Origin of the sequence: Prevotella sp. P4-98, from assembly GCF_002251405.1 — a bacterium.
Taxonomy (GTDB): domain Bacteria; phylum Bacteroidota; class Bacteroidia; order Bacteroidales; family Bacteroidaceae; genus Prevotella.
On record NZ_NPJC01000009.1, the window covers coordinates 49,950 to 70,634 of the forward strand.

Consider the following 20,685-nt stretch of genomic DNA (forward strand, 5'->3'; position numbering starts at 1 on the left):
TAAGAACGTATTCATAAAATAATAGAAACTGATATATGGATTTCAGAACACCTGTCACTATCACGGAACCATCATTCCGCATAGAGCCCTTAGAACAGATACTGTTTGTAGGCTCTTGCTTTGCCGACAATATCGGTCAGCGGTTTGTGGAAAATAAGTTTCGTGCGACGGTCAATCCCTATGGTGTGATGTATAATCCAGTATCCATTCTCCATACGGTGATGCGAACCAGCGATACTTTCCCCGTGGCCTTCTTCACACTCGGCACCAACCATGTGTATCGGTTGAAGGAAACTGGCGAAATTGTAGATAACTGCGAGAAACGCCCACACCACCTCTTTCAAGAGGAAACATTGACGGTCAGTCAGTGTGCCGACTATCTGCGACAAGCCATAGCACTATTGCAAAGTCGCAGTGCCGATGTGGAAGTGGTGCTAACAGTCAGTCCTATCCGCTATAGGAAATACGGTTACCATGGCAGCCAACTGTCGAAAGCCACCCTATTACTGGCAGCCGACGAAGTGGCGAAAATGCCAAATGTGCACTATTTCCCTGCCTACGAGATTGTCAACGATGAGTTGCGCGACTACCGTTTCTATGCCGCAGACATGCTCCATCCCTCTGAGCAAGCAGTGGATTATATTTGGGAACGGCTCTGTGAAACATATCTCAGTGATCGTGCCCGACAGTTTCTAAGCGAATGGCAACCTGTGAGACAGGCACTAGGACATAAGCCTTTTGCGCCAGAATCAGAAGCTTATCGCACTTTTGTGAATAAAACTATGTTAAAAGTAGAAGAACTAAGAAAAAAATATGGTAATTTTGCGTTATGATTTACTCTATTGAAAAGATTACCACGCTTATTGGCGCGCGTCGTATCGGTAATACCGATGCTCAGATAGGATGGTTGCTTACCGACAGCCGTTCGTTGTGTTTCCCCGAAGAATCGCTGTTCTTTGCACTGCAATCACAGCGCAACGACGGACATCGCTATATCAAAGACCTCTACCGACGAGGTGTTCGTAACTTTGTTGTGGAAAAGTTGCAAGTGGAAGGTGAAGACCTTACAACATATACCGATGCAAACATTCTGATTGTACCCTCTACCCTTTCTGCCTTGCAGCGCTTGGCAGAACGCCATCGTGATGAGTTTAATATCCCCATTGTGGGCATCACCGGTTCGAACGGAAAGACCATGGTCAAGGAATGGCTGTACCAACTGCTTTCCCCACAAATGACAGTAACCCGTTCACCACGTAGCTATAATTCGCAGATTGGCGTGCCCCTGTCTGTATGGTTGCTGTCGGAACAAACAGACATTGGTGTGTTTGAGGCAGGCATCAGCCAACCAGGAGAGATGGAAAGTCTGCGCGATATCATCCAGCCCACCATTGGCATCTTGACATCCCTTGGTGATGCACATCAGGAGAATTTCCGCTCGATGGATGAGAAATGTACAGAGAAACTCCATCTTTTCCACGGAGCAAAGGTGATTTTCTATAATAGCGACGACAACACCGTGAGCCGTTGTATACGCCGTTCCGGCTATGACGGTGAGAAAATAGGATGGAGCCGTGAGAACGAATCGGCACCTTTCTATGTGGCAAGCGTTAAGCCTTCTAACGAAAAACCCGGTTTGACAGAAGTGGCTTATATATATAAAGGAGAACGCGGAATATATCATCTGCCATTTATCGATGAAGCATCGGTGGAATGTTCCATAGCCTGTGCTGCAGCAGCACGCTATCTCGGTGTGACAAACGAAGACCTTGACTTGCGTATGCAGGCAATCGAACCAGTAGCAATGCGCCTTGAAGTGAAGGAAGGTCGCCATGGCTGTACCCTCATCAACGATTCCTACAACTCAGATGTGAACTCGCTTGATATCGCACTCGACTTCATGAACCGGCGTCCAGACCATCAGGGCCGTAAGCGCACACTCATACTGAGCGACATACAACAGAGTGGAAAAAGTGATTTCGAGCTGTATAACGAAGTCAACAACCTCTGTCAGCAACGCGGTGTGGCACGCTTTATCGGCATTGGTCCGATGCTTATGAAATGTGCCGATTGTATCACCATTGCTGATAAGGCTTTCTTTACCGATGCCAATCAGTTTGTACAGAGTGAAACATTCCATTCGTTACACGATGAAGTGATACTGCTGAAAGGCGCACGAACCTTTGGTTTCGACCAATTGACCGAACTGCTGGAACAGAAAGTTCATGAGACCATACTCGAAGTGAATCTCAATGCGGTAGTTGAAAACTTGAACTACTATCGTTCGTTCCTCAAACCTAAGACAAAACTGGTATGTATGGTAAAAGCCGATGCCTACGGCGCAGGAGCTGTAGAAGTGGCAAAAACCCTACAAGACCATTGCGTGGATTATCTTGCTGTGGCAGTTGCCGATGAAGGTGTTACCCTACGTCGCAACGGAATCACACAGAATATCATCATCATGAACCCCGAAATGACTGCATTCAAGACCATGTTTGACTATGATCTTGAGCCTGAAGTATATTCATTCCGCTTGATGGATGCACTTATCCATGCCGCAGAAAAAGAAGGTATTACCGGCTGGCCTGTACATATCAAGCTCGATACAGGTATGCATCGACTTGGATTCGATCCAGAAAAAGATATCGATGAGTTGATAGCCCGACTGAAACAACAGAGTGCCATCATCCCCCGTTCGGTGTTCTCGCATTTCGTAGGTAGCGACAGCGATGACTTTGATGCTTTCTCAGCAGAGCAGTTTCGTAAATTTGATGCAGGAAGCAGTAAGTTGCAAGCAGCCTTCTCTCACAAGATACTGCGTCATATAGACAACTCTGCAGGTATCGAACACTTTCCAGAACGCCAACTCGACATGTGCCGACTGGGACTTGGGCTCTACGGCATCGATCCTCGCGACAATAGAATACTACATACCGTCAGCACGCTGAAGACCACCATACTACAAATGCACCATGTGCCGAAGGACGAAACCGTAGGCTACAGCCGCCGTGGTATATTGGAGCGTGACTCCATCATAGCCGCTATCCCCATCGGTTATGCCGACGGACTGAACCGACACTTAGGTCGTGGCGCCTGCTATTGTTTGGTGAATGGACAGAAAGCACCTTATGTTGGTAATATCTGCATGGACGTAGCTATGATTGATGTGACTGATATTGACTGTAAGGAAGGCGACAGCGTAGAGATATTCGGCGAACATTTGCCGGTAACAGTACTGAGCGATGTGCTCGACACCATACCTTATGAAGTACTGACTGGTGTGAGCAATCGCGTAAAGAAAGTCTATTTCCAAGACTAACATACAACACAATCGGGTGTGTGGACAATCTTCTAAACGTTATCGTTTACGTGAAAAAGGTCCACACACTCGTTTTTTTTTCATTTTTTATTAGTAACTTTGCATCCAAACTACGCTAAAACATCAATAAAAACAATAATATGAGTTCTGTACAGACCACAAAAATGACCAATTACCGTTGGGTAATTTGCTCGATGTTGTTCTTTGCAACAACCATCAACTACATGGACCGACAAGTGCTTTCCTTGACTTGGAAGGACTTTATCGCTCCTGAATTTCATTGGACCGACGACGATTATGGTACGATTACGGCAGTATTCTCCATCCTGTATGCCGTATTCTGTCTGTTTGCCGGTAAGTTTATCGACTGGATGGGCACTAAGAAAGGATACCTTTGGTCTATCTTCGTATGGTCGCTGGGTGCATGTCTCCATGCAGTATGCGGTTGGATAACGATGAAGTATGAAGGTCTTGACTCGGTAGAAGCACTTCGTGCCGTACAAGCTGGATCTGCCACAGCCTTGTCGATAGCCACCATCAGCGTATATCTCTTCCTGTTCTGCCGTTCGGTATTGGCGATGGGTGAATCAGGAAACTTCCCTGCCGCTATTAAGGTAACAGCCGAGTATTTCCCGAAAAAAGACCGTGCATTTTCCACATCTATCTTTAATGCCGGTGCATCAGTAGGTGCTCTTGTCGCCCCGCTGTCTATTCCCCCATTGGCAGAGTGGTTCGGTTGGGAGATGGCATTCATCATCATCGGTGTGCTCGGTTTTGTATGGATGGGCTTCTGGGTAGTATTCTATGAGAAACCCAACAAGAGCAACCATGTGAATGTTGCAGAGCTCACTTATATCAATCAGGATGCCGAAACCGATGCAGATCCTAAGGATGCAGACGACGAAGGTCCACAGATCAGCTTCCTCAACTGCTTCACTTATCGTCAGACATGGTCATTCATCGTGGGTAAATTCATGACCGACGGTGTATGGTGGTTCTTCCTGTTCTGGGCTCCTGCCTATTTCTCTGACCAGTTTGGCTACAAATCATCGTCAGGTATGGGTCAGTTGCTCATCTTCACCCTCTATTTCATAGTAACCGTATTGTCCATCTTTGGTGGATATCTGCCCAAATACTTTGTTGAGAAGAAGGGTATGGGAGCCTATGCAGGTCGCATGCGTGCTATGTTGCTCTTCACATTCTTCCCGATGACTGCTCTGCTTGCTCAGCCTCTGGCAGCATGGGAGGCTTCTCCTATCGACCCCGCATGGTGGCCTGCCATCATCATTGGCCTTGCAGGTGCAGGTCATCAGGCATGGTCAGCTAACCTGTTCTCAACCATTGGCGACATGTTCCCGAAATCTACTATTGCCACTATTACCGGTATCGGTGCTATGGCTGGAGGACTGGGGTCGATGCTTATCAACAAATGTTCGGGTAAACTCTTTACCTATGCAGAACAGCAGGGTGCAGACTTCACCTTCTTCGGTTTTGAAGGCAAACCTGCAGGCTACATGATTGTTTTCTGCATCTGTGCCATAGCTTACATCATTGGTTGGACTATTATGAAGGTGCTCGTTCCAAAATACAAGCCCATCGTGGTTGAATAATCACAAAGTCTGATTGTTTGAATAAGACCAAAAAAGAAAAGATATTATCATCATTCCATTTCGGTTGCCAAGACCGATTGGTACAATAATCATCTGAGAAAAGGGAAGAGCATAGCTCTTCCCTTTTCACTTATCTATCTTCAATCGGTCATTATATTACATGCATGACCGCGGATTAAACACACCTATAATGACCTATTTGTTTTTTATAGACCATAAAAACAGATTATCGCCAATTGGGTCATAAGGCTATTGGAACTGTCTGATTAATTATCTTCATACTTAACCACGACCTTGTCAAAGCCCATGGTTTGAAGCAAATGTCGGAACTGTGTGCGCCCGTTGTCACGTGCGGTATTCATATTCTGAGCGGTCAGACAGCGACGGCGCATCATGTCGCAAGCCTTAAGATAGAGTGCTTCGCGGTCGGCATTACTCCATTTCCCACTCTCATAAAAAGAACGTGTACGCGCTTCGTCTATGAAATTTTTATCGAGCAACTGCACAGGAGGTAACGTACAGACAATAGTATCGCCACGCATGGTGACCCATCCTTCCTGTACCCGACTCATATCAACCCCCAGGCGAAGTGTGCCATAATAGATTCGTGTCAACTGATCGTCGGAGAAGAAGCCTTTGCGAATAGTATCCACCAATTCTTCGTCGCTAACGGCAAGAAACTCCCATTGACCTATTGCCTCTATCGAGCGCACCTGTGTAGGCGATAGTTCCACTTGCTGTTGTGGTTCTACAGCCACCTCGTTATCCTTGTTCATCCAGAACACCCATCCTCCAAAAGCCAGAAAGGCTAATAGGATAAGACAGATGCCGATTCGTTTTATTGTTCGTATCATAATTCATCACTATTGTTGTTCGACGTCAGAGGACACTACTTTCAACTGTGGTTTGTCGACATTGAAATCTTTTCTAAAAGTCACCGTAACATGCTGTTCGGCAAAGCCCATATCCTTCAGCATCGGTATTAGGATATTGGCAGCACTAAGTCGCGCCGTTTCTATAAGTCCCAGCTGGGGAATATCCTTGATGATGGCATCGCGTCCTTGCTGTTCGAGTTGCGCCAGTTCTTTATCAGAGTAGTTGCTGCGAGCCAATGACACATGTTCTTTCATGTGTTCGTGATCTATACGGCTGCTGGTCATCACCATCTGCGGGTCTGGCAAGATTATCTCTATTCTGTCGCCATGTCGCACCACATTCTCTTTGCTGAAAGATCCAAAGTCAATGTAAGCCTTAACAGTAGCATCGATGGGGATTGCAACTTTTCGTTCAGAACCAGGTACATGAACGTCAAACTTATGACTGAAGATAGATCCCTGCAAGCGCATCTGATCGTCTTGCGTCACTATTTTACGCACCTGAGCCTCTGCAGTATAGAGTCTGCTACATTTCTGTATCTGCATGACCATCACTCCGAGTGTATCGTTGGCAACCTGTTGCGGCTTGTTATGAGATCCGCGACAGGTTGTCATGGCCAGAATGACGAGGCCCAATATAAGCATCAGAAAGGCAGATGCGGTCTTTACTTGTTTTTTCATGAGCTATTTTATTCCATGAAACCCTGTTTGCGGAGCACTTCCATGAGTCCGGCAGACATCGCCTCATTATCTTTCTTCGTATAGCGAATATCGGTAAATATTTGCGCCAAAGTCTCTTTATTGTTGATTTTGCAGAAGTTTTGGTTTTCTTCCAAACTCTCTTTCAATTGATAGTATCTGTTGATGTCATCAGCCGTATAGTCGTGGTAGGTCTCCCGATGGACAAAGCTATCCAAGGGCAGTCGGTCAGTCTGCTGTGGTTTTTCGGCAGGCCATCCAACGGTCAGAGTTGCCAAAGGTACTACTTGTTGCGGCAGATTGAGTGTATCGATAATCATCTGTGGCATATAGACGGTAGTTCCTAAGTAGCAGTAACCGAGTCCCTCTTCGTCCATAAGATTGCAGAGAGTCTGCGTATAGAGTAGTGCATCGATGGCTCCATTGACAAACGACAGGAAATTATTGTACCCAGGAACGGCTTTTCGCTGACGTGCCCAGACAGATGTGCGATGGAAATCGGCACAGATGGTGAGTACTACCGGCGCCTCAGTCACCATGGGTTGATTGAAATGTGCAGGTGCGAGTTTTCGTTTCATTTCGTCGGAACGAGTCACCACAACACTATAGAGTTGTAGATTTCCCATGGTTTGTGTTCGTGCCGCCTCATTCATCAAGCGGTCGAGCAAGGCTTCTTCAACTGGTTTATCACTATATTTGCGTATTGATGTACGGGTCAAAAGATTCTTCATATTGCATTATACATTATTAATATTATGGGAACAAAGGTACGAATAAGTGAGCGGAATACAAAAAGAAATACGCAAATTTCTTTTTTATTCCCGAACGAGAGTACCTTGGATGCGTAGCGTCAAAGGTACGAATAAGTGAGCGGAATACAAAAAGAAATACGCAAATTTATTTTTTATTCCCGAACGAGAGAACCTTGGATGCGTAGCGTCAAAGGTACGAATAAGTGAGCGGAATACAAAAAGAAATACGCAAATTTATTTTTTATTCCCGAACGAGAGTACTCTACAAACATAAAAAAACGATACCGTCTGTATGTATTACAGGCGATACCGTAACAGAATGATTGATGATATACTGTCCGTTGATCAGTTGCGGAACTGCAATCCTGCACCGTTGGCGTCGATTGTGATAGGCTGTTCGCGACTGACTTCCTCGGCCAATATCCTTTTCGACAGGTCGTTGAGCACCAGTCGTTGGATGGCACGCTTTACAGGTCGAGCACCAAATTCGGGGTCGTATCCCTGATCGGCAAGATAGTTGATTGCTGCATCGGTAACGCGGAGCGTAAAGCCCTGTGGTTCGAGCATCTTCTTGACCGCATTCATCTGGAGCCGAACCACGTTTGCTATTTCCGCTTTGGTAAGCGGCAAGAACATGATGGTCTCGTCGATACGGTTGAGGAACTCCGGTCTGATGGTCTTTTTCAACATATCCATCACCAGCATCTTCGTATTGGCGATGATGCTTTCTCGGTTGGTGGCGTTGAGTTTCTCAAACTCCTGCTGGATAAACTGGCTACCCAGATTTGACGTCATGATGATGATGGTGTTCTTAAAGTTTACCGTACGTCCTTTGTTGTCAGTAAGGCGACCGTCATCGAGCACCTGCAACAGGATGTTGAACACATCTGGGTGGGCCTTCTCTATCTCATCGAAGAGCACCACAGAATATGGTTTGCGACGCACGGCCTCTGTCAGTTGTCCGCCCTCATCATAGCCAACATATCCCGGAGGCGCACCAATCAAGCGTGAAACGCTGAATTTCTCTTGATATTCGCTCATATCAATACGCGTCATCATGGTTTCATCGTTGAACAGATAGTCTGCCAACGCTTTGGCGAGTTCGGTTTTACCAACACCGGTAGTACCGAGGAAGATAAACGATGCTATTGGCCGTTTAGGGTCTTGCAGACCAGCACGACTGCGGCGCACGGCATCACTCACAGCTTGAATGGCCTCATCCTGTCCGATAACCCGATGATGGAGTTCTTCCTCCAGATGGAGCAGTTTCTCACGTTCGCTCTGCATCATACGAGTTACAGGAATGCCGGTCCAACGGCTTACCACCTCTGCAATATCGTCGGCGGTCACTTCTTCGCGCACCATAGCTTCTCCGCCTTGTGTGCTCTTGAGTTGTTCCTGAATGTGCTTGATATCATCTTCGAGCATTTTGAGTTTGCTGTATCTGATTTCTGCCACACGTTCGTAGTTACCCTCACGTTCAGCACGTTCAGCCTCCAGTTTGAGGTTTTCTATCTGCTGTTTGTCCTCTTGTATCTTGTTGACCAACGCTTTTTCTCCCTCCCATTTTGCACGATATTGTTTTTCTTGATCGCGCAACTCGGCAATATCCTTGTCGAGTTGTTGTAGTTTGGGCTGATCGTTTTCGCGTTTGATGGCTTCACGTTCAATCTCCAGTTGTTTGAGGCGTCGAGTGATTTCATCGAGTTCTTCAGGTACAGAGTCGCGCTCCATACGTAGTTTGGCTGCAGCCTCATCCATCAAGTCGATGGCTTTATCAGGCAGGAAGCGGTCACTTATGTATCGTTCGGAGAGTTTCACGGCGGCAATACAGGCATCGTCTTGAATACGCACCTTATGGTGGTTTTCATAGCGTTCTTTTAGTCCACGCAGGATAGAAATGGCGCTGAGCTCATCTGGTTCATCTACCATGACGGTTTGGAAACGGCGTTCCAATGCCTTATCCTTCTCGAAATACTTCTGATACTCATTGAGCGTAGTAGCACCAATGGCACGCAGTTCGCCACGAGCCAATGCTGGTTTAAGGATGTTTGCTGCATCCATAGCGCCTTCGCCTCCACCTGCTCCCACGAGGGTATGTATTTCATCGATGAAAAGGATGATGCGTCCTTCGCTCTTGGTCACTTCGTTGATGACGCTTTTGAGTCGTTCTTCAAACTCACCTTTATATTTCGCACCAGCCACCAGCGCACCCATATCGAGTGAGTAGAGTTGTTTGTCTTTCAAATTCTCAGGTACATCTCCACGTACTATACGCTGAGCCAATCCCTCTACGATAGCGGTCTTACCAGTACCTGGTTCACCTATTAATATAGGGTTGTTCTTGGTACGGCGCGATAGAATCTGCAACACGCGACGTATTTCCTCATCACGTCCAATGACAGGATCAAGTTTGCCTGAGCGTGCTTGCTCTACCAGATTTTTGGCGTATTTATCAAGACTTTGGAAATTCTCGTCACCACTCTGACTCTGCACCTTCTGTCCTTGGCGTAGCTCTTGAATCGCAGCCCGCATGTCTTTCTCGTTGCAACCCGCATCGCGAAGAATACGGCTTGCAGTACTATTCACGGTCAACAGCGCCAACAAGATAGGTTCTACGCTGACAAATTCGTCGTCCATCTGCTTGGCAGTATCCATGGCTTTGGTGAGCACGCTATTAGCATCGTTAGACAAATAGGGCTGTCCGCCTTGTACTTTGGGCAGATGCTGAATCTCCTGATCTACGAGCATAGCTACTTGATTGGCATTGACTCCCAACTTCTGAAAGATGAAAGTCGATACGTCTTTGGCTTTCGTCAGAATACCTTTGAGCACATGGATTGGTTCAATGGTCTGCTGCCCATTCATCTGAGCAGTATTGACGGCCTCTTGCACCACCTCTTGTGCTTTGATTGTAAACTTGTCAAATGTCATATTCTTGTCCTCCTAATTATTTTTGTTTCTGTTGTTACTTGTTCACTTATCTATTATTCAACACTTGTGCCGAACTGTGTTTTGCGCCATTTAGGCAGATATTTGTGCCATTTTGTCTGTGTTCTAAACACTTATACGACTTCCCGATGGTTGTTATTGCGTAACATCCTCGCATAGGCAACAATTACACTCTTCTCCCCTCCACCCTCCCTTCGTCTTCCCATTCCCTCTGCAAAAAATGGGACTTACTTGGGACTTACATGGGAGGAACTTGGGACGTACCGCCTCTGTTTCTTTTAGCACCTTCATCCCGAACACATCCCGAATGCATCCCGAACACATCGAGAAGTCAAGAACTCCAATAGTTTCATTATAAACTTAGCGTAGATTTACCGCTTATATAAATTTGAACTTTCAGAATCTATCGAACAGCAAATGTAACTTTTCCGCAACCCACAATAAGTTTGTATTTGGACTTTAAGTCTATATAAATGCCTTATGAGGCTAAACGTCCAAGCTACTTACGCTCGGTAATAAAAGAAAAAACGAGTTTTTTCTTTGTATTACGCTCGCTTATTCTTTACCTCTGACGCTAAGCGTCCAAGCTACTTACGCTCGGTAATAAAAGAAAAAACGAGTTTTTTCTTTGTATTACGCTCGCTTATTCGTACCTTTGCAAAATGAGTATGCAAACAGAAAAGATAAACGAACAAACACCAGCCAAGACAGACGAAGTGCTGAATGTGGCAGGTAAATTGGCCGATATCAGTACGTCTATCGGACATATCATAAACGCTGACTCTATGAGCCAGATACTACACACATGTCTCAACGCACTAGAACCGGAACAGGCAAACTTCATGTTCCAACTGATTTCACACGTAGTCAACAAGGCGGCGAGACCAGAAGTGACAGAGGTCAGGCCTAAGGAACTGGAATGTGACGTGGTGCGCTTTCAAAACAATAAAGACAAATGGGTGGCACTCGTAGGACTGCTCGACGGATACCCTTACGAGATTTTTACTGGTCTGCAAGACGACGACGAAGGCATTATGTTGCCTAAATCGGTCACACACGGAAAAATCGTAAAACAGGTAAACGAAGATGGAACAAAGCGTTATGACTTCCAGTTCGTCAACAAACGAGGATACAAAACAACCGTTGAAGGACTATCTGAGAAGTTCAACCCAGAATACTGGAACTACGCAAAACTGATTTCTGGTGTGCTGCGCTACCGCATGCCCATCGCACATGTGGTAAAACTGGTAGGGTCGCTCCAGCTCCAAAACGAAAGCATCAATACATGGAAGATCGGTGTGGAACGTGCACTCAAGAAATACGTCAACGATGGAACCTTCACAGAAAAGGAGAATGAAGACACCATTTGATACGAGCATCATCATCAACAAAGCTCGCTTCCATGCCTACCACGGCGTCATGCCGCAGGAACAGACCGTCGGAAACGATTATGAGGTTAGCATCCAGATAGGATACGACTTCACTCATGCCATGCAAACTGATGATCTGAGCCATACCATCAGTTATGCAGACGTCTATCAAACAATAAGGCAGGAGATGCAGACTCCATCAAAGCTGATTGAACATCTGGCGGGAAGAATCTGCAAAAAACTCTTCGACACATACCCCAACATTACAAAAATCGACCTCAACATCATCAAGAAAAACCCACCGATGGGAGCTGATTGCGAGGGAGCCGGAGTAAGGGTAATTATGACAAATGAGCAAAAAACTATGCTTTAGCAGTTGGTTTTTGACTGAAAATGCGTACTTTTGCAAACGGTAAACAATTAATATGTGTAAAAAGAATACCTTATACCTATTATTATTAATGGTGGCGACGGCCTTACAGGCAGCCGCCAAAGATAGATTCACCCTTGTCATCGACCCAGGTCACGGCGGTCACGACGCTGGTGCAGTAGGCTCTTTTTCTAAGGAAAAAAACATCAACCTCAATGTTGCACTCGCCTTCGGAAAATACGTAGAAAACAACTGCCCAGACGTAAGAGTCATCTATACTCGCAAAACAGATATTTTCATACCGTTGCACACACGTGCTGACATAGCCAACAGAAACAAAGCAGACCTCTTTATCTCCATACACACCAACTCACTACCCGGTGGACGCATAGCACGAGGACTCGAAACCTATACCCTCGGTATGCATAGAGCCAACGACAACTTAGAGGTAGCTAAACGAGAAAACTCAGTTATTCTCGTGGAAAAAGACTATAAGCAACGCTATCAGGGATTCGACCCACGGTCAAGCGAGAGCTATATAATGTTTGAACTCATACAAGACAAAAACATGGAGAAGAGCGTCGAACTGGCCCGAGCAGTACAACGCCGCACATGCGCATCAGCCAACAGACCCAACAAAGGCGTTAAGCAAGCCGGATTTCTTGTACTCCGCGAAACATCGATGCCCAGTTGTCTGATCGAGTTAGGCTTCATCTCTACTGCAGACGAAGAGCGCTTTCTGAACTCTAAAGACGGTATTGACAAACTCGGTTTCGGCATCTATCAAGCATTTCTCGACTTTAAAAAAAAATCAGACGCGGCAACACAACCTTCATACCAAATACAGGAACCGGAAAAGGTAAACGTGCCGACAATAGCCACGCCAAGCCAAAAACAACAAGCGCCAAAGACCAAAAACGACAAAACGGACAACAAACCGCTGGCAAACAACATACCGCAGGCAAAGCCAAAAACAGACAACAAGACGCAAAAAAATCAGGTATTGCAGGAACTGGCCAACGCCAGAGCAGGAAGAACAACCGTTGACGTCAACAATAAAAAGCCATCAACCGATGTGGATTCTATCCTCATGGCAGATCCAACTCGCAACAACCAGACAGGGAAAGACAGTTCTCAACAAGGAGAACCAATAATGCCGGCTTCAAAACCAACACCAAAGGCGGAAATAAAACCAGTAGAAAAACCCGTTCAAAAGACAGAGGTACGTCACGGCAAAACCATTGTTACACCAACCCCAAAGGCGGAACAAAATGCCGAAACTGCGGCAAAACCAGTACAAAAGACTGAAGCAGAAACCGTAAAGCCTGCGGAGAAACCAACACCAAAGGCAGTTGAGAGATCTACGAGTACCATTGCCACACCTCAACAGACAAGCGGACAACCCATATTCAAGGTACAGATACTTGCCAGTTCAGCTCGTCAGAATCCAAACAGCCCCATGCTGAAAGATTTGGAAAACGTAGATTATTACGAAGAAAACGGCATGTTCAAATATACCGTAGGTGCATCAACCGACTATCAGGAGATTTACCAACTCCGCAAGTCATTATCAGAACGCTTCCCCGAAGCATTCATCATCGCCTTCAAAGACGGACGTAGGGCCAATGTGCAACAAGCAATACAAGAATACAGAAGAAACAAAAACAAGAAATAAAGAAAAAACTTAAATATGAAATTTTTCACAAAAGAAGTCAAAATCGCACTAACTGCCATCTTCGGCATACTCGTGCTTTTCTATGGATTGCAGTTTCTTAAAGGACTCAACATATTCTCAAACACCAACACCTACTATCTCGTGTTCAACGATGTAAGTGGACTGTCGGCTTCATCGCCTGTCTATGCCAACGGATATAAAGTAGGTGTCGTGGAACGCATAGACTATAACTACAACGACCCCAACAATATCGTGGCTGTTGTAGGACTTGATAAAGCCATGCGCATACCTGTCGGATCACGTGCCGAACTGGCAAGTGATCTGCTCGGCAATATCAAAATCAACCTGATTCTGTCGGGCAACCCCACACAACTCATGGCTGCCGGCGACTCTATCAAAGGCGGAATGGAACTGGGACTCATGAACCAAGTGGGACAAATGATGCCGACCGTAGAACGTATGCTCCCAAAACTCGACTCCATCATGGCAAGCCTCAACATCCTATTGGCAGACCCTGCACTACGCAACACCCTGCACAACGTGGAAGGAATGACCGACAATCTCAATAAAACAAGCGTAGAACTCAAATCACTATCTGCCAGTCTGAACAGAGATGTCCCATCGGTTATGAAAAAAGCAGATGGAGTTCTCGCCAATACAGAGCAACTCACAGCAAACCTCAGCGCCGTGGATATTGCCACTATGACGGCAAAAGTCAACCAAACGCTGGATAACGTAGAGCAAATGACCAACAGGCTCAACAGCAAAGAGGGCACACTCGGACTGCTCATGAGCGATCCACAACTCTACTACAGACTCAGTTCAACTGCTGCAAGTGCAGATTCTCTACTCATCGACTTGAAAGCACATCCTAAGCGTTACGTACACTTCTCTGTGTTCGGAAAGAAGGATAAATAAGAGAGATGCTTGTTTTTAATTAGTCTAAATAACAACCATCAGAAGCACATGACCCAAAAAGACAGGTCTTATGCTCGTTATCAGACGATTTCGTGACCATCTGAGAGATAGCAGAACAGACCTGCAATAGGTCTTGAGTCACGGCGTTAATAGACTATTATATAAGGAGTTACATTATTACAATAGTGTTTCACGACTACAGAAACAAGCCATATCCCGTAAATACCACAGGAATAGGAAGTTAGAGGAATATATATATAACAAACAAAAAATAAAGATTTGGTTAATTGAAAAAAAAGTGCGAACTTTGTATCCGCTTTACGAAAAGCAACCGTATCTTTTAACTATAAATACAAAAGAAATTCCATAATGGACAAAGCTCCTAGACTGCTTTGGAACGACTGCCTCTCGCTAATAAGAGATAACGTTTCTGAGCAACAGTACAAAACATGGTTTGAACCTATTGTCTTCGACTCTTACGACGAAGACAACAGGACACTTGTCGTGCAAATACCAAGCCGCTACGTCTATGAAGTATTGGAGCAGTATTATGTGGAATTGCTAAGCAAAGTACTGCATCGCTGTTTCGGCACTAATATTGCGCTGAAATATCGTGTTGTGGTTGACAAAGCACACGGTCTTACCGTTGACGAAGAAGGTAGCGAATCTGTTGCTATCGACAAGCCAAAGGTTTCAACACGTGCCAACCAATCCCCCACCACCCTCGATGCAGCAACCCCACAGGATTTAAATCCACAACTGGATCCCCATAAGAACTTCCAGCGATACATCGAAGGCGATAGCAACAAGTTGCCACGCACCATCGGTCTCTCCATTGCCGAGCACCCCGGACGCACCACTTTCAATCCATTCTTTATCTACGGTCCGTCAGGTAGCGGTAAAACACACCTTATAAATGCTATTGGTGTGCGCTGCAAAGAGATTTATCCACAGAAACGTGTACTCTACGTATCTGCCAGATTGTTCCAAGTGCAATATACCGATGCGGTACGTCAGAACACGGTCAACGACTTCATTCATTTCTATCAAACCATCGATGTGCTCATCGTTGACGACATTCAGGAATGGGCTGCAGCCACCAAGACCCTCGACACATTCTTCCACGTATTCGATCATCTGTTCCGTTGTGGAAAGCAGATTATATTGGCTGCCGACCGTCCACCAGTTGATTTGGTAGGTGTGAAGGATCGCTTGCTGACTCGCTTCTCATGTGGTATGATAGCCGAATTGCATAAACCCAACGTGCAATTGTGCATTGACATCCTCAATACCAAATGTCGCCGTGACGGTCTAAAATTCCCTGCCGACGTCATTCAGTTTATTGCCGAAACCGCCAATAGTTCTGTACGTGAATTGGAAGGAGTGGTCAACTCATTGATGGCATACTCTATTGTATATAATAGCGATATTGACATGCGCCTCGCTGAACGTGTCATCAAACGTGCCGTGAAGGTGGACAACCGTCCCCTGACCATCGACGATATCATCGAAAAGGTATGCGCACACTATAATGTCACCCAACCCAACGTAATGAGCCGTTCTCGCAAACGCGAATTTGTAATTGCCCGACAACTCTCCATGTACTTCGCACAGAAATACACCAAGATGCCTGCATCGAGAATTGGACAGTTGGTAGGTGGTCGCGACCACTCAACAGTCATTCACAGCTGCAATACGATAGACCAGCGCTTGAAAGTTGATAAGGCATTTGTAGAAGAAGTGACCAGCATCGAAAACTCTTTCAAACTGAAACAATAACACATCAACTCCAATCGTACACATTCCAATTCCTATATTGATTGGGGATGTACCATACAAACAAGAGGATAAAATACAAGCAGGATTATCATTTTCGATAATCCTGCTTGCGTTTATCTGTCCGTTTGTCTTCAGACGACGAAAGTCTGACAGCTATTCGCCTTTGACATTCATCGCAATTGTCTGATTACAACAGATTGTCTTTCTCTATATCCTTGAAATACTTGTAGGTGGCAACTTTCAGTTCGTCAGCAGCTGGTTCATCAGCCACGATAATACCATGTTGATGCATCTGAAGGGCAGAAATAGTCCACTCCTGAGTAACAGCACCCTCTACAGCCGCCTTCATGGCACGAGCCTTATGGTGGCCGTTGACGAGAATCATCACTTCGCGAGCATCCATCACAGTACCAACACCTACAGTAAGCGCCAACTTGGGCACCTTGTTTACATCATTGTCAAAGAAACGAGAGTTGGCAATAATCGTATCGGTTGTTAATGTCTTGACACGAGTGCGAGATGTCAACGAAGAATAAGGTTCGTTGAAAGCAATATGACCATCAGGACCTATACCCCCAATAAAAAGATCTATACCACCTGCTTCGGCTATCATCTGCTCATAACGAGCACACTCTTCTGCAAGATTTTCTGCATTACCATTAAGAATATGGATATTCTCTTTCGGACAATCAATATGGTCAAAAAGATTACGAGCCATAAACGAATGGTAGCTTTCAGGATGACTTTCAGGCAATCCTACATACTCATCCATATTAAATGTCAGCACATTCTTAAACGACACACGACCTTCCTTGTTGGCTTTTACCAGACAAGCATACATTCCCTCTGGTGAAGAACCAGTTGGCAAACCGAGTACAAAAGGATGTTCTTTGGTAGGTTTGGCAGCATTAATACGCTCAATAACGTGTTCAGCAGCCCATTGCGACAATTTCTGATAATCAGATTCAATAATAACTCTCATATTTAAAATGTATTTGGTGTTAACTTTTGTAACGCAAAGGTAGTATAAATTCATGAAAAATATACATGCTAAAGGCTATTTTTTTCAAAAGAACCCTATAAATCGGAATTTTATGTTTATCTTTGCACATTAAATAAAATAATATATATAAATACTGAATGAAAGAATTTGTTATTTCAGAAGTCAAGGCCGAAACCGCCGTACTCGTGGGACTTATCACTCAGGAGCAGGATGAGGCAAAGACCAAAGAATACCTTGACGAACTGGAATTCCTTGCCGATACAGCAGGAGCCGTCACCGTGAAACGCTTCACACAGAAGGTGCAAGGCCCCAGCCAGGTTACCTATGTGGGTAAGGGAAAACTGGAAGAAATCAAGCAATATATCAAAATGCAAGAGGATGCTGCCGACGACGACCCTACCGGCGAAACCCAACCTGTAGGTATGGTGATATTCGATGATGAGCTGTCTGCCAAACAGATGCGCAATATCGAGGCTGAACTGAAAGTAAAGATTCTCGACCGCACCTCGTTGATTCTTGATATATTCGCCATGCGCGCACAGACTGCCGAAGCTAAAACACAAGTAGAATTGGCACAGTATCGCTATATGTTGCCTCGTCTGCAACGCCTGTGGACCCACTTGGAACGCCAAGGCGGCGGCTCTGGTAGCGGTGGTGGTAAAGGTAGTGTTGGTCTTCGTGGTCCTGGTGAAACACAGTTGGAGATGGACCGCCGTATCATTTTGCACCGCATTACGCTATTGAAACAACGTTTAGTAGAAATCGACAAGCAGAAAACCACCCAACGTAAAAACCGCGGTCGCCTGATTCGTGTAGCCTTGGTGGGATATACGAACGTAGGAAAATCGACCATGATGAATCTGCTTTCTAAGAGCGATGTGTTTGCAGAAAACAAGCTATTCGCCACGCTCGATACCACAGTACGCAAGATGGTTATCGACAATCTCCCTTTCCTACTTGCCGATACAGTAGGTTTCATCCGTAAGTTGCCAACCGACTTGGTAGATTCCTTCAAATCCACTCTTGACGAAGTGCGCGAGGCCGATTTATTGGTACATGTGGTAGATATCTCGCATCCCGACTTTGAGGAACAGATAAAAGTTGTGGAGAAAACCTTATCCGATTTAGGCTGTGCCGACAAACCGTCAATGATTGTATTCAACAAGATTGATGCCTACACCTGGATAGAAAAAGAGGCAGACGACCTCACTCCCTCTACCAAAGAGAATGTGACACTCGACGAATTGAAGAAAACCTGGATGGCAAAAATGCAGGGAGACTGTCTTTTTATATCAGCCAAAGAAAAGCGAAACATCGACACGCTTCGTGAGATCCTCTATCAAAAGGTTCGCCAACTCCATGTACAGAAATATCCCTACAACGATTTTCTCTATCAAGTAGAGGAATAAGAAGCATTGTGAGCAAAAACGTCATATAGAACATACAACAACAAAGTAAAGCATGTACAATCAAACACAGATAGAAATGAGAGATTACAGACAATTGACCCAAGAGGAAATAGACATCCTCGAACGGAATAACTGCTGGGCAGAAAATTGGGAAAGCGTTAAAGTGGCAGATGATTTCTCACCATACGGATTCCACCGCGTGATGTTTTATGGCGACATTCGGCTTGGCGTATTCGACCTTCAAGTAGAAGTCACAAAGGGATTTACCAAACATGCAGGCATTAACGATGCCACACTTCGCAACGTAACCATTGGTGACAACTGTCTGATAGAGAAGATTGGCAATTTCATCAACAACTATACCATCGGCGACAACTGTTATATCTCTAACGTATCAACAATGGAGACGACAGAGGGAGCCACCTATGGTGAAGACCACATGATATCGGTGCTAAACGAAATGGGCGATGGCAACTTGGTGCTTTTCCATGACCTCAACTCCCAGTTAGCCGCTTTCATGGTGAAACACTTCAACGATAAGGTATTAAAAGAGAAGATTACTCGTCTCATCCGCGAAGAAGTGCGTTTCTCCCTTCCCGATCGTGGTACCATCGGCAACAACGTAAAGATTATCAATACCAAGGAGATTACCAATACGGTTGTGAAAGATGACTGTGAGATCAATGGCGCATCACGATTGAGCGATTGCACGATCCTCAGTTCGAAAGATGCCTCTGTATATATTGGCACAGGTGTAATCTGCGAAAACTCCATCATTTCCAATGGTTGCAGTATCACCAATTCTGTCAAGATGCAAGACTGTTTTGTAGGCGAAGCCTGTCAGGTGGCCAACGGATTCACAGCCCAAGCCAGCGTCTTCTTTGCCAATTCCTATATGGCCAACGGTGAGGCATGTGCTGCCTTTTGCGGACCATTCTCAGCCTCCCACCACAAATCAAGTTTGCTCATCGGCGGCGAGTTTTCGTTCTATAATGCCGGTTCAAACACCAATTTCTCCAACCATGCTTACAAAATGGGACCATTACATTACGGCACTCTGGAGCGCGGCACCAAGACGGCCAGTGGTGCCTATGTCCTTATGCCAGCAAAGATTGGAGCCTTCTCCGTATGTTTCGGCAAACTGATGAACCACCCCGACATGCGTTGTCTGCCTTTCGCCTATCTGCTGGCTTACGGCGACACCATGTATATCGTACCTGGACGCAACATCACCACGGTAGGTCTCTACCGCGACATCAAGAAGTGGCCCAAGCGTGACAAACGTGCCACCTCCTGTCGTAAGAGCATCATCAACTTCGACTGGCTATCACCCTTTACCGTGGGCGAAATCGTGCAAGGCAAGAAAATCCTTGAAGCACTTCGCCAAGCCGGAGGTGACAACGTATCTTCATACAACTACCATGAATACATCATCAATGCCACATCGCTACGCAAAGGCATTAAGTATTACGATATTGCACTTCGCATCTATATGGGTGCCGTTCTAAAGCGCGCCATCAAAGGCGGATTCCTCGGCAAACCAACATCAGATATCGGTTTGGGCCACTGGACAGATCTCTCAGGCCTTCTCTTGCCCATCAGCGAAGAGGAACGACTTATTGATGATATCAAGAATGGCAACATTGAAAGCATCAAAGAGATTCTCGACCGCTTTATCGATATCGACAACCACTATCGCCAATACCAGTGGACCTGGACCTATCGTCTCATTCTCGACTACTATGGACTCGACGAACTGAGCGATAGCGACCTGCCCCGCATCCGCGAAGACTATATCCGCGCACGTCGTGCATGGGTGGCAGAGATTCGTAAGGATGCCGAGAAAGAGTTTGCCATGGGCGATGTAGAACAGTCTGTATTCGATGATTTCATCACAAAACTCGATCACGAAATAGACTTTGAAGACTAAGCCGATACGATAGCTAAGTGTTGC

Annotated in this window: 13 protein-coding genes and 2 pseudogenes; 10 read left to right on the plus strand and 5 right to left on the minus strand. The window is 45.6% G+C overall.

Annotation, left to right across the window (positions count from 1 at the left end):
• Positions 1–35 precede the first annotated feature (35 nt).
• From CIK96_RS02425 to CIK96_RS02435, 3 genes are all read left to right on the plus strand, one after another.
• On the plus strand, positions 36–833 hold the full coding sequence (locus CIK96_RS02425) for a GSCFA domain-containing protein (protein WP_094439432.1): 798 nt from the start codon (positions 36–38) through the stop codon (positions 831–833).
• Entirely contained in the window at positions 830–3,319 is a 2,490-nt protein-coding gene (locus CIK96_RS02430; protein WP_094439434.1) for a bifunctional UDP-N-acetylmuramoyl-tripeptide:D-alanyl-D-alanine ligase/alanine racemase, read from the plus strand. Before CIK96_RS02425 ends, CIK96_RS02430 begins: the two co-directional genes overlap by 4 nt.
• 140 nt (positions 3,320–3,459) lie before the next feature.
• The gene (locus CIK96_RS02435; protein WP_094390175.1) at positions 3,460–4,929 is read left to right on the plus strand and encodes an MFS transporter; all 1,470 of its coding nucleotides are present in this window, start codon (positions 3,460–3,462) and stop codon (positions 4,927–4,929) included.
• Positions 4,930–5,195: 266 nt separating this feature from the next.
• Here the strand turns inward: CIK96_RS02435 and CIK96_RS02440 are convergent, their stop codons facing one another.
• The 4 genes from CIK96_RS02440 to clpB all read right to left on the minus strand — a co-directional run bounded on the left by CIK96_RS02440 (position 5,196) and on the right by clpB (position 10,189).
• Positions 5,196–5,783 (minus strand): DUF4230 domain-containing protein, encoded by a 588-nt coding sequence (locus tag CIK96_RS02440; protein ID WP_173815127.1) that lies wholly within the window; start codon positions 5,781–5,783, stop codon positions 5,196–5,198.
• 9 nt (positions 5,784–5,792) lie between these two features.
• Positions 5,793–6,485 (minus strand): DUF4230 domain-containing protein, encoded by a 693-nt coding sequence (locus tag CIK96_RS02445; protein ID WP_094439436.1) that lies wholly within the window; start codon positions 6,483–6,485, stop codon positions 5,793–5,795.
• Between the two features lie 8 nt (positions 6,486–6,493).
• On the minus strand, positions 6,494–7,234 hold the full coding sequence (locus CIK96_RS02450) for a nitroreductase family protein (RefSeq protein ID WP_094439438.1): 741 nt from the start codon (positions 7,232–7,234) through the stop codon (positions 6,494–6,496).
• 366 nt (positions 7,235–7,600) lie between these two features.
• Positions 7,601–10,189 carry an ATP-dependent chaperone ClpB gene (gene clpB, locus CIK96_RS02455; RefSeq protein WP_094439441.1) on the minus strand — a complete coding sequence of 863 codons (2,589 nt, stop codon included), beginning with the start codon at positions 10,187–10,189 and terminating at the stop codon, positions 7,601–7,603.
• A gap of 899 nt (positions 10,190–11,088) precedes the next feature.
• Between clpB and CIK96_RS02460 the strand changes: the two are divergent.
• The 5 genes and pseudogenes from CIK96_RS02460 to dnaA form a co-directional block, all read left to right on the plus strand.
• A pseudogene (locus tag CIK96_RS02460) lies at positions 11,089–11,544 on the plus strand (ribonucleoside-diphosphate reductase, adenosylcobalamin-dependent); the annotation flags it as partial.
• Positions 11,545–11,560: 16 nt separating this feature from the next.
• A complete protein-coding gene (gene folB / locus CIK96_RS02465) occupies positions 11,561–11,950 on the plus strand; it encodes a dihydroneopterin aldolase (protein ID WP_094439443.1) in 390 nt (129 codons plus the stop codon).
• Between the two features lie 52 nt (positions 11,951–12,002).
• Positions 12,003–12,753, plus strand: a pseudogene (locus CIK96_RS02470) (N-acetylmuramoyl-L-alanine amidase); the annotation flags it as partial.
• 884 nt (positions 12,754–13,637) lie between these two features.
• Positions 13,638–14,540 (plus strand): MlaD family protein, encoded by a 903-nt coding sequence (locus tag CIK96_RS02475; protein WP_094439445.1) that lies wholly within the window; start codon positions 13,638–13,640, stop codon positions 14,538–14,540.
• Between the two features lie 369 nt (positions 14,541–14,909).
• Positions 14,910–16,319, plus strand: a complete 1,410-nt coding sequence (gene dnaA / locus CIK96_RS02480; protein WP_094439447.1) for a chromosomal replication initiator protein DnaA — start codon at positions 14,910–14,912, stop codon at positions 16,317–16,319.
• 187 nt (positions 16,320–16,506) lie between these two features.
• Here dnaA and nagB read toward each other — a convergent pair whose 3' ends face one another.
• Complete coding sequence (nagB, locus tag CIK96_RS02485; RefSeq protein ID WP_094436585.1) at positions 16,507–17,301, minus strand: glucosamine-6-phosphate deaminase; 795 nt, start codon at positions 17,299–17,301, stop codon at positions 16,507–16,509.
• Between the two features lie 158 nt (positions 17,302–17,459).
• On the opposite strand from nagB, the gene hflX reads away from it, so the two are divergent.
• Positions 17,460–18,731, plus strand: coding sequence for a GTPase HflX (hflX, locus tag CIK96_RS02490; RefSeq protein ID WP_094436587.1), 1,272 nt, complete (start codon positions 17,460–17,462; stop codon positions 18,729–18,731).
• 76 nt (positions 18,732–18,807) lie between these two features.
• Complete coding sequence (locus CIK96_RS02495; protein WP_094439484.1) at positions 18,808–20,661, plus strand: DUF4954 family protein; 1,854 nt, start codon at positions 18,808–18,810, stop codon at positions 20,659–20,661.
• Positions 20,662–20,685 lie beyond the last annotated feature (24 nt).

Coding starts and splice junctions, on each gene's coding strand:
- CIK96_RS02425 (WP_094439432.1), top strand. CDS start 36: ATGGATTTCAGAACACCTGTCACTATCACGGAACCATCATTCCGCATA.
- CIK96_RS02430 (WP_094439434.1), top strand. CDS start 830: ATGATTTACTCTATTGAAAAGATTACCACGCTTATTGGCGCGCGTCGT.
- CIK96_RS02435 (WP_094390175.1), top strand. CDS start 3,460: ATGAGTTCTGTACAGACCACAAAAATGACCAATTACCGTTGGGTAATT.
- CIK96_RS02440 (WP_173815127.1), bottom strand. CDS start 5,783: ATGATACGAACAATAAAACGAATCGGCATCTGTCTTATCCTATTAGCC.
- CIK96_RS02445 (WP_094439436.1), bottom strand. CDS start 6,485: ATGAAAAAACAAGTAAAGACCGCATCTGCCTTTCTGATGCTTATATTG.
- CIK96_RS02450 (WP_094439438.1), bottom strand. CDS start 7,234: ATGAAGAATCTTTTGACCCGTACATCAATACGCAAATATAGTGATAAA.
- clpB (WP_094439441.1), bottom strand. CDS start 10,189: ATGACATTTGACAAGTTTACAATCAAAGCACAAGAGGTGGTGCAAGAG.
- folB (WP_094439443.1), top strand. CDS start 11,561: ATGAAGACACCATTTGATACGAGCATCATCATCAACAAAGCTCGCTTC.
- CIK96_RS02475 (WP_094439445.1), top strand. CDS start 13,638: ATGAAATTTTTCACAAAAGAAGTCAAAATCGCACTAACTGCCATCTTC.
- dnaA (WP_094439447.1), top strand. CDS start 14,910: ATGGACAAAGCTCCTAGACTGCTTTGGAACGACTGCCTCTCGCTAATA.
- nagB (WP_094436585.1), bottom strand. CDS start 17,301: ATGAGAGTTATTATTGAATCTGATTATCAGAAATTGTCGCAATGGGCT.
- hflX (WP_094436587.1), top strand. CDS start 17,460: ATGAAAGAATTTGTTATTTCAGAAGTCAAGGCCGAAACCGCCGTACTC.
- CIK96_RS02495 (WP_094439484.1), top strand. CDS start 18,808: ATGAGAGATTACAGACAATTGACCCAAGAGGAAATAGACATCCTCGAA.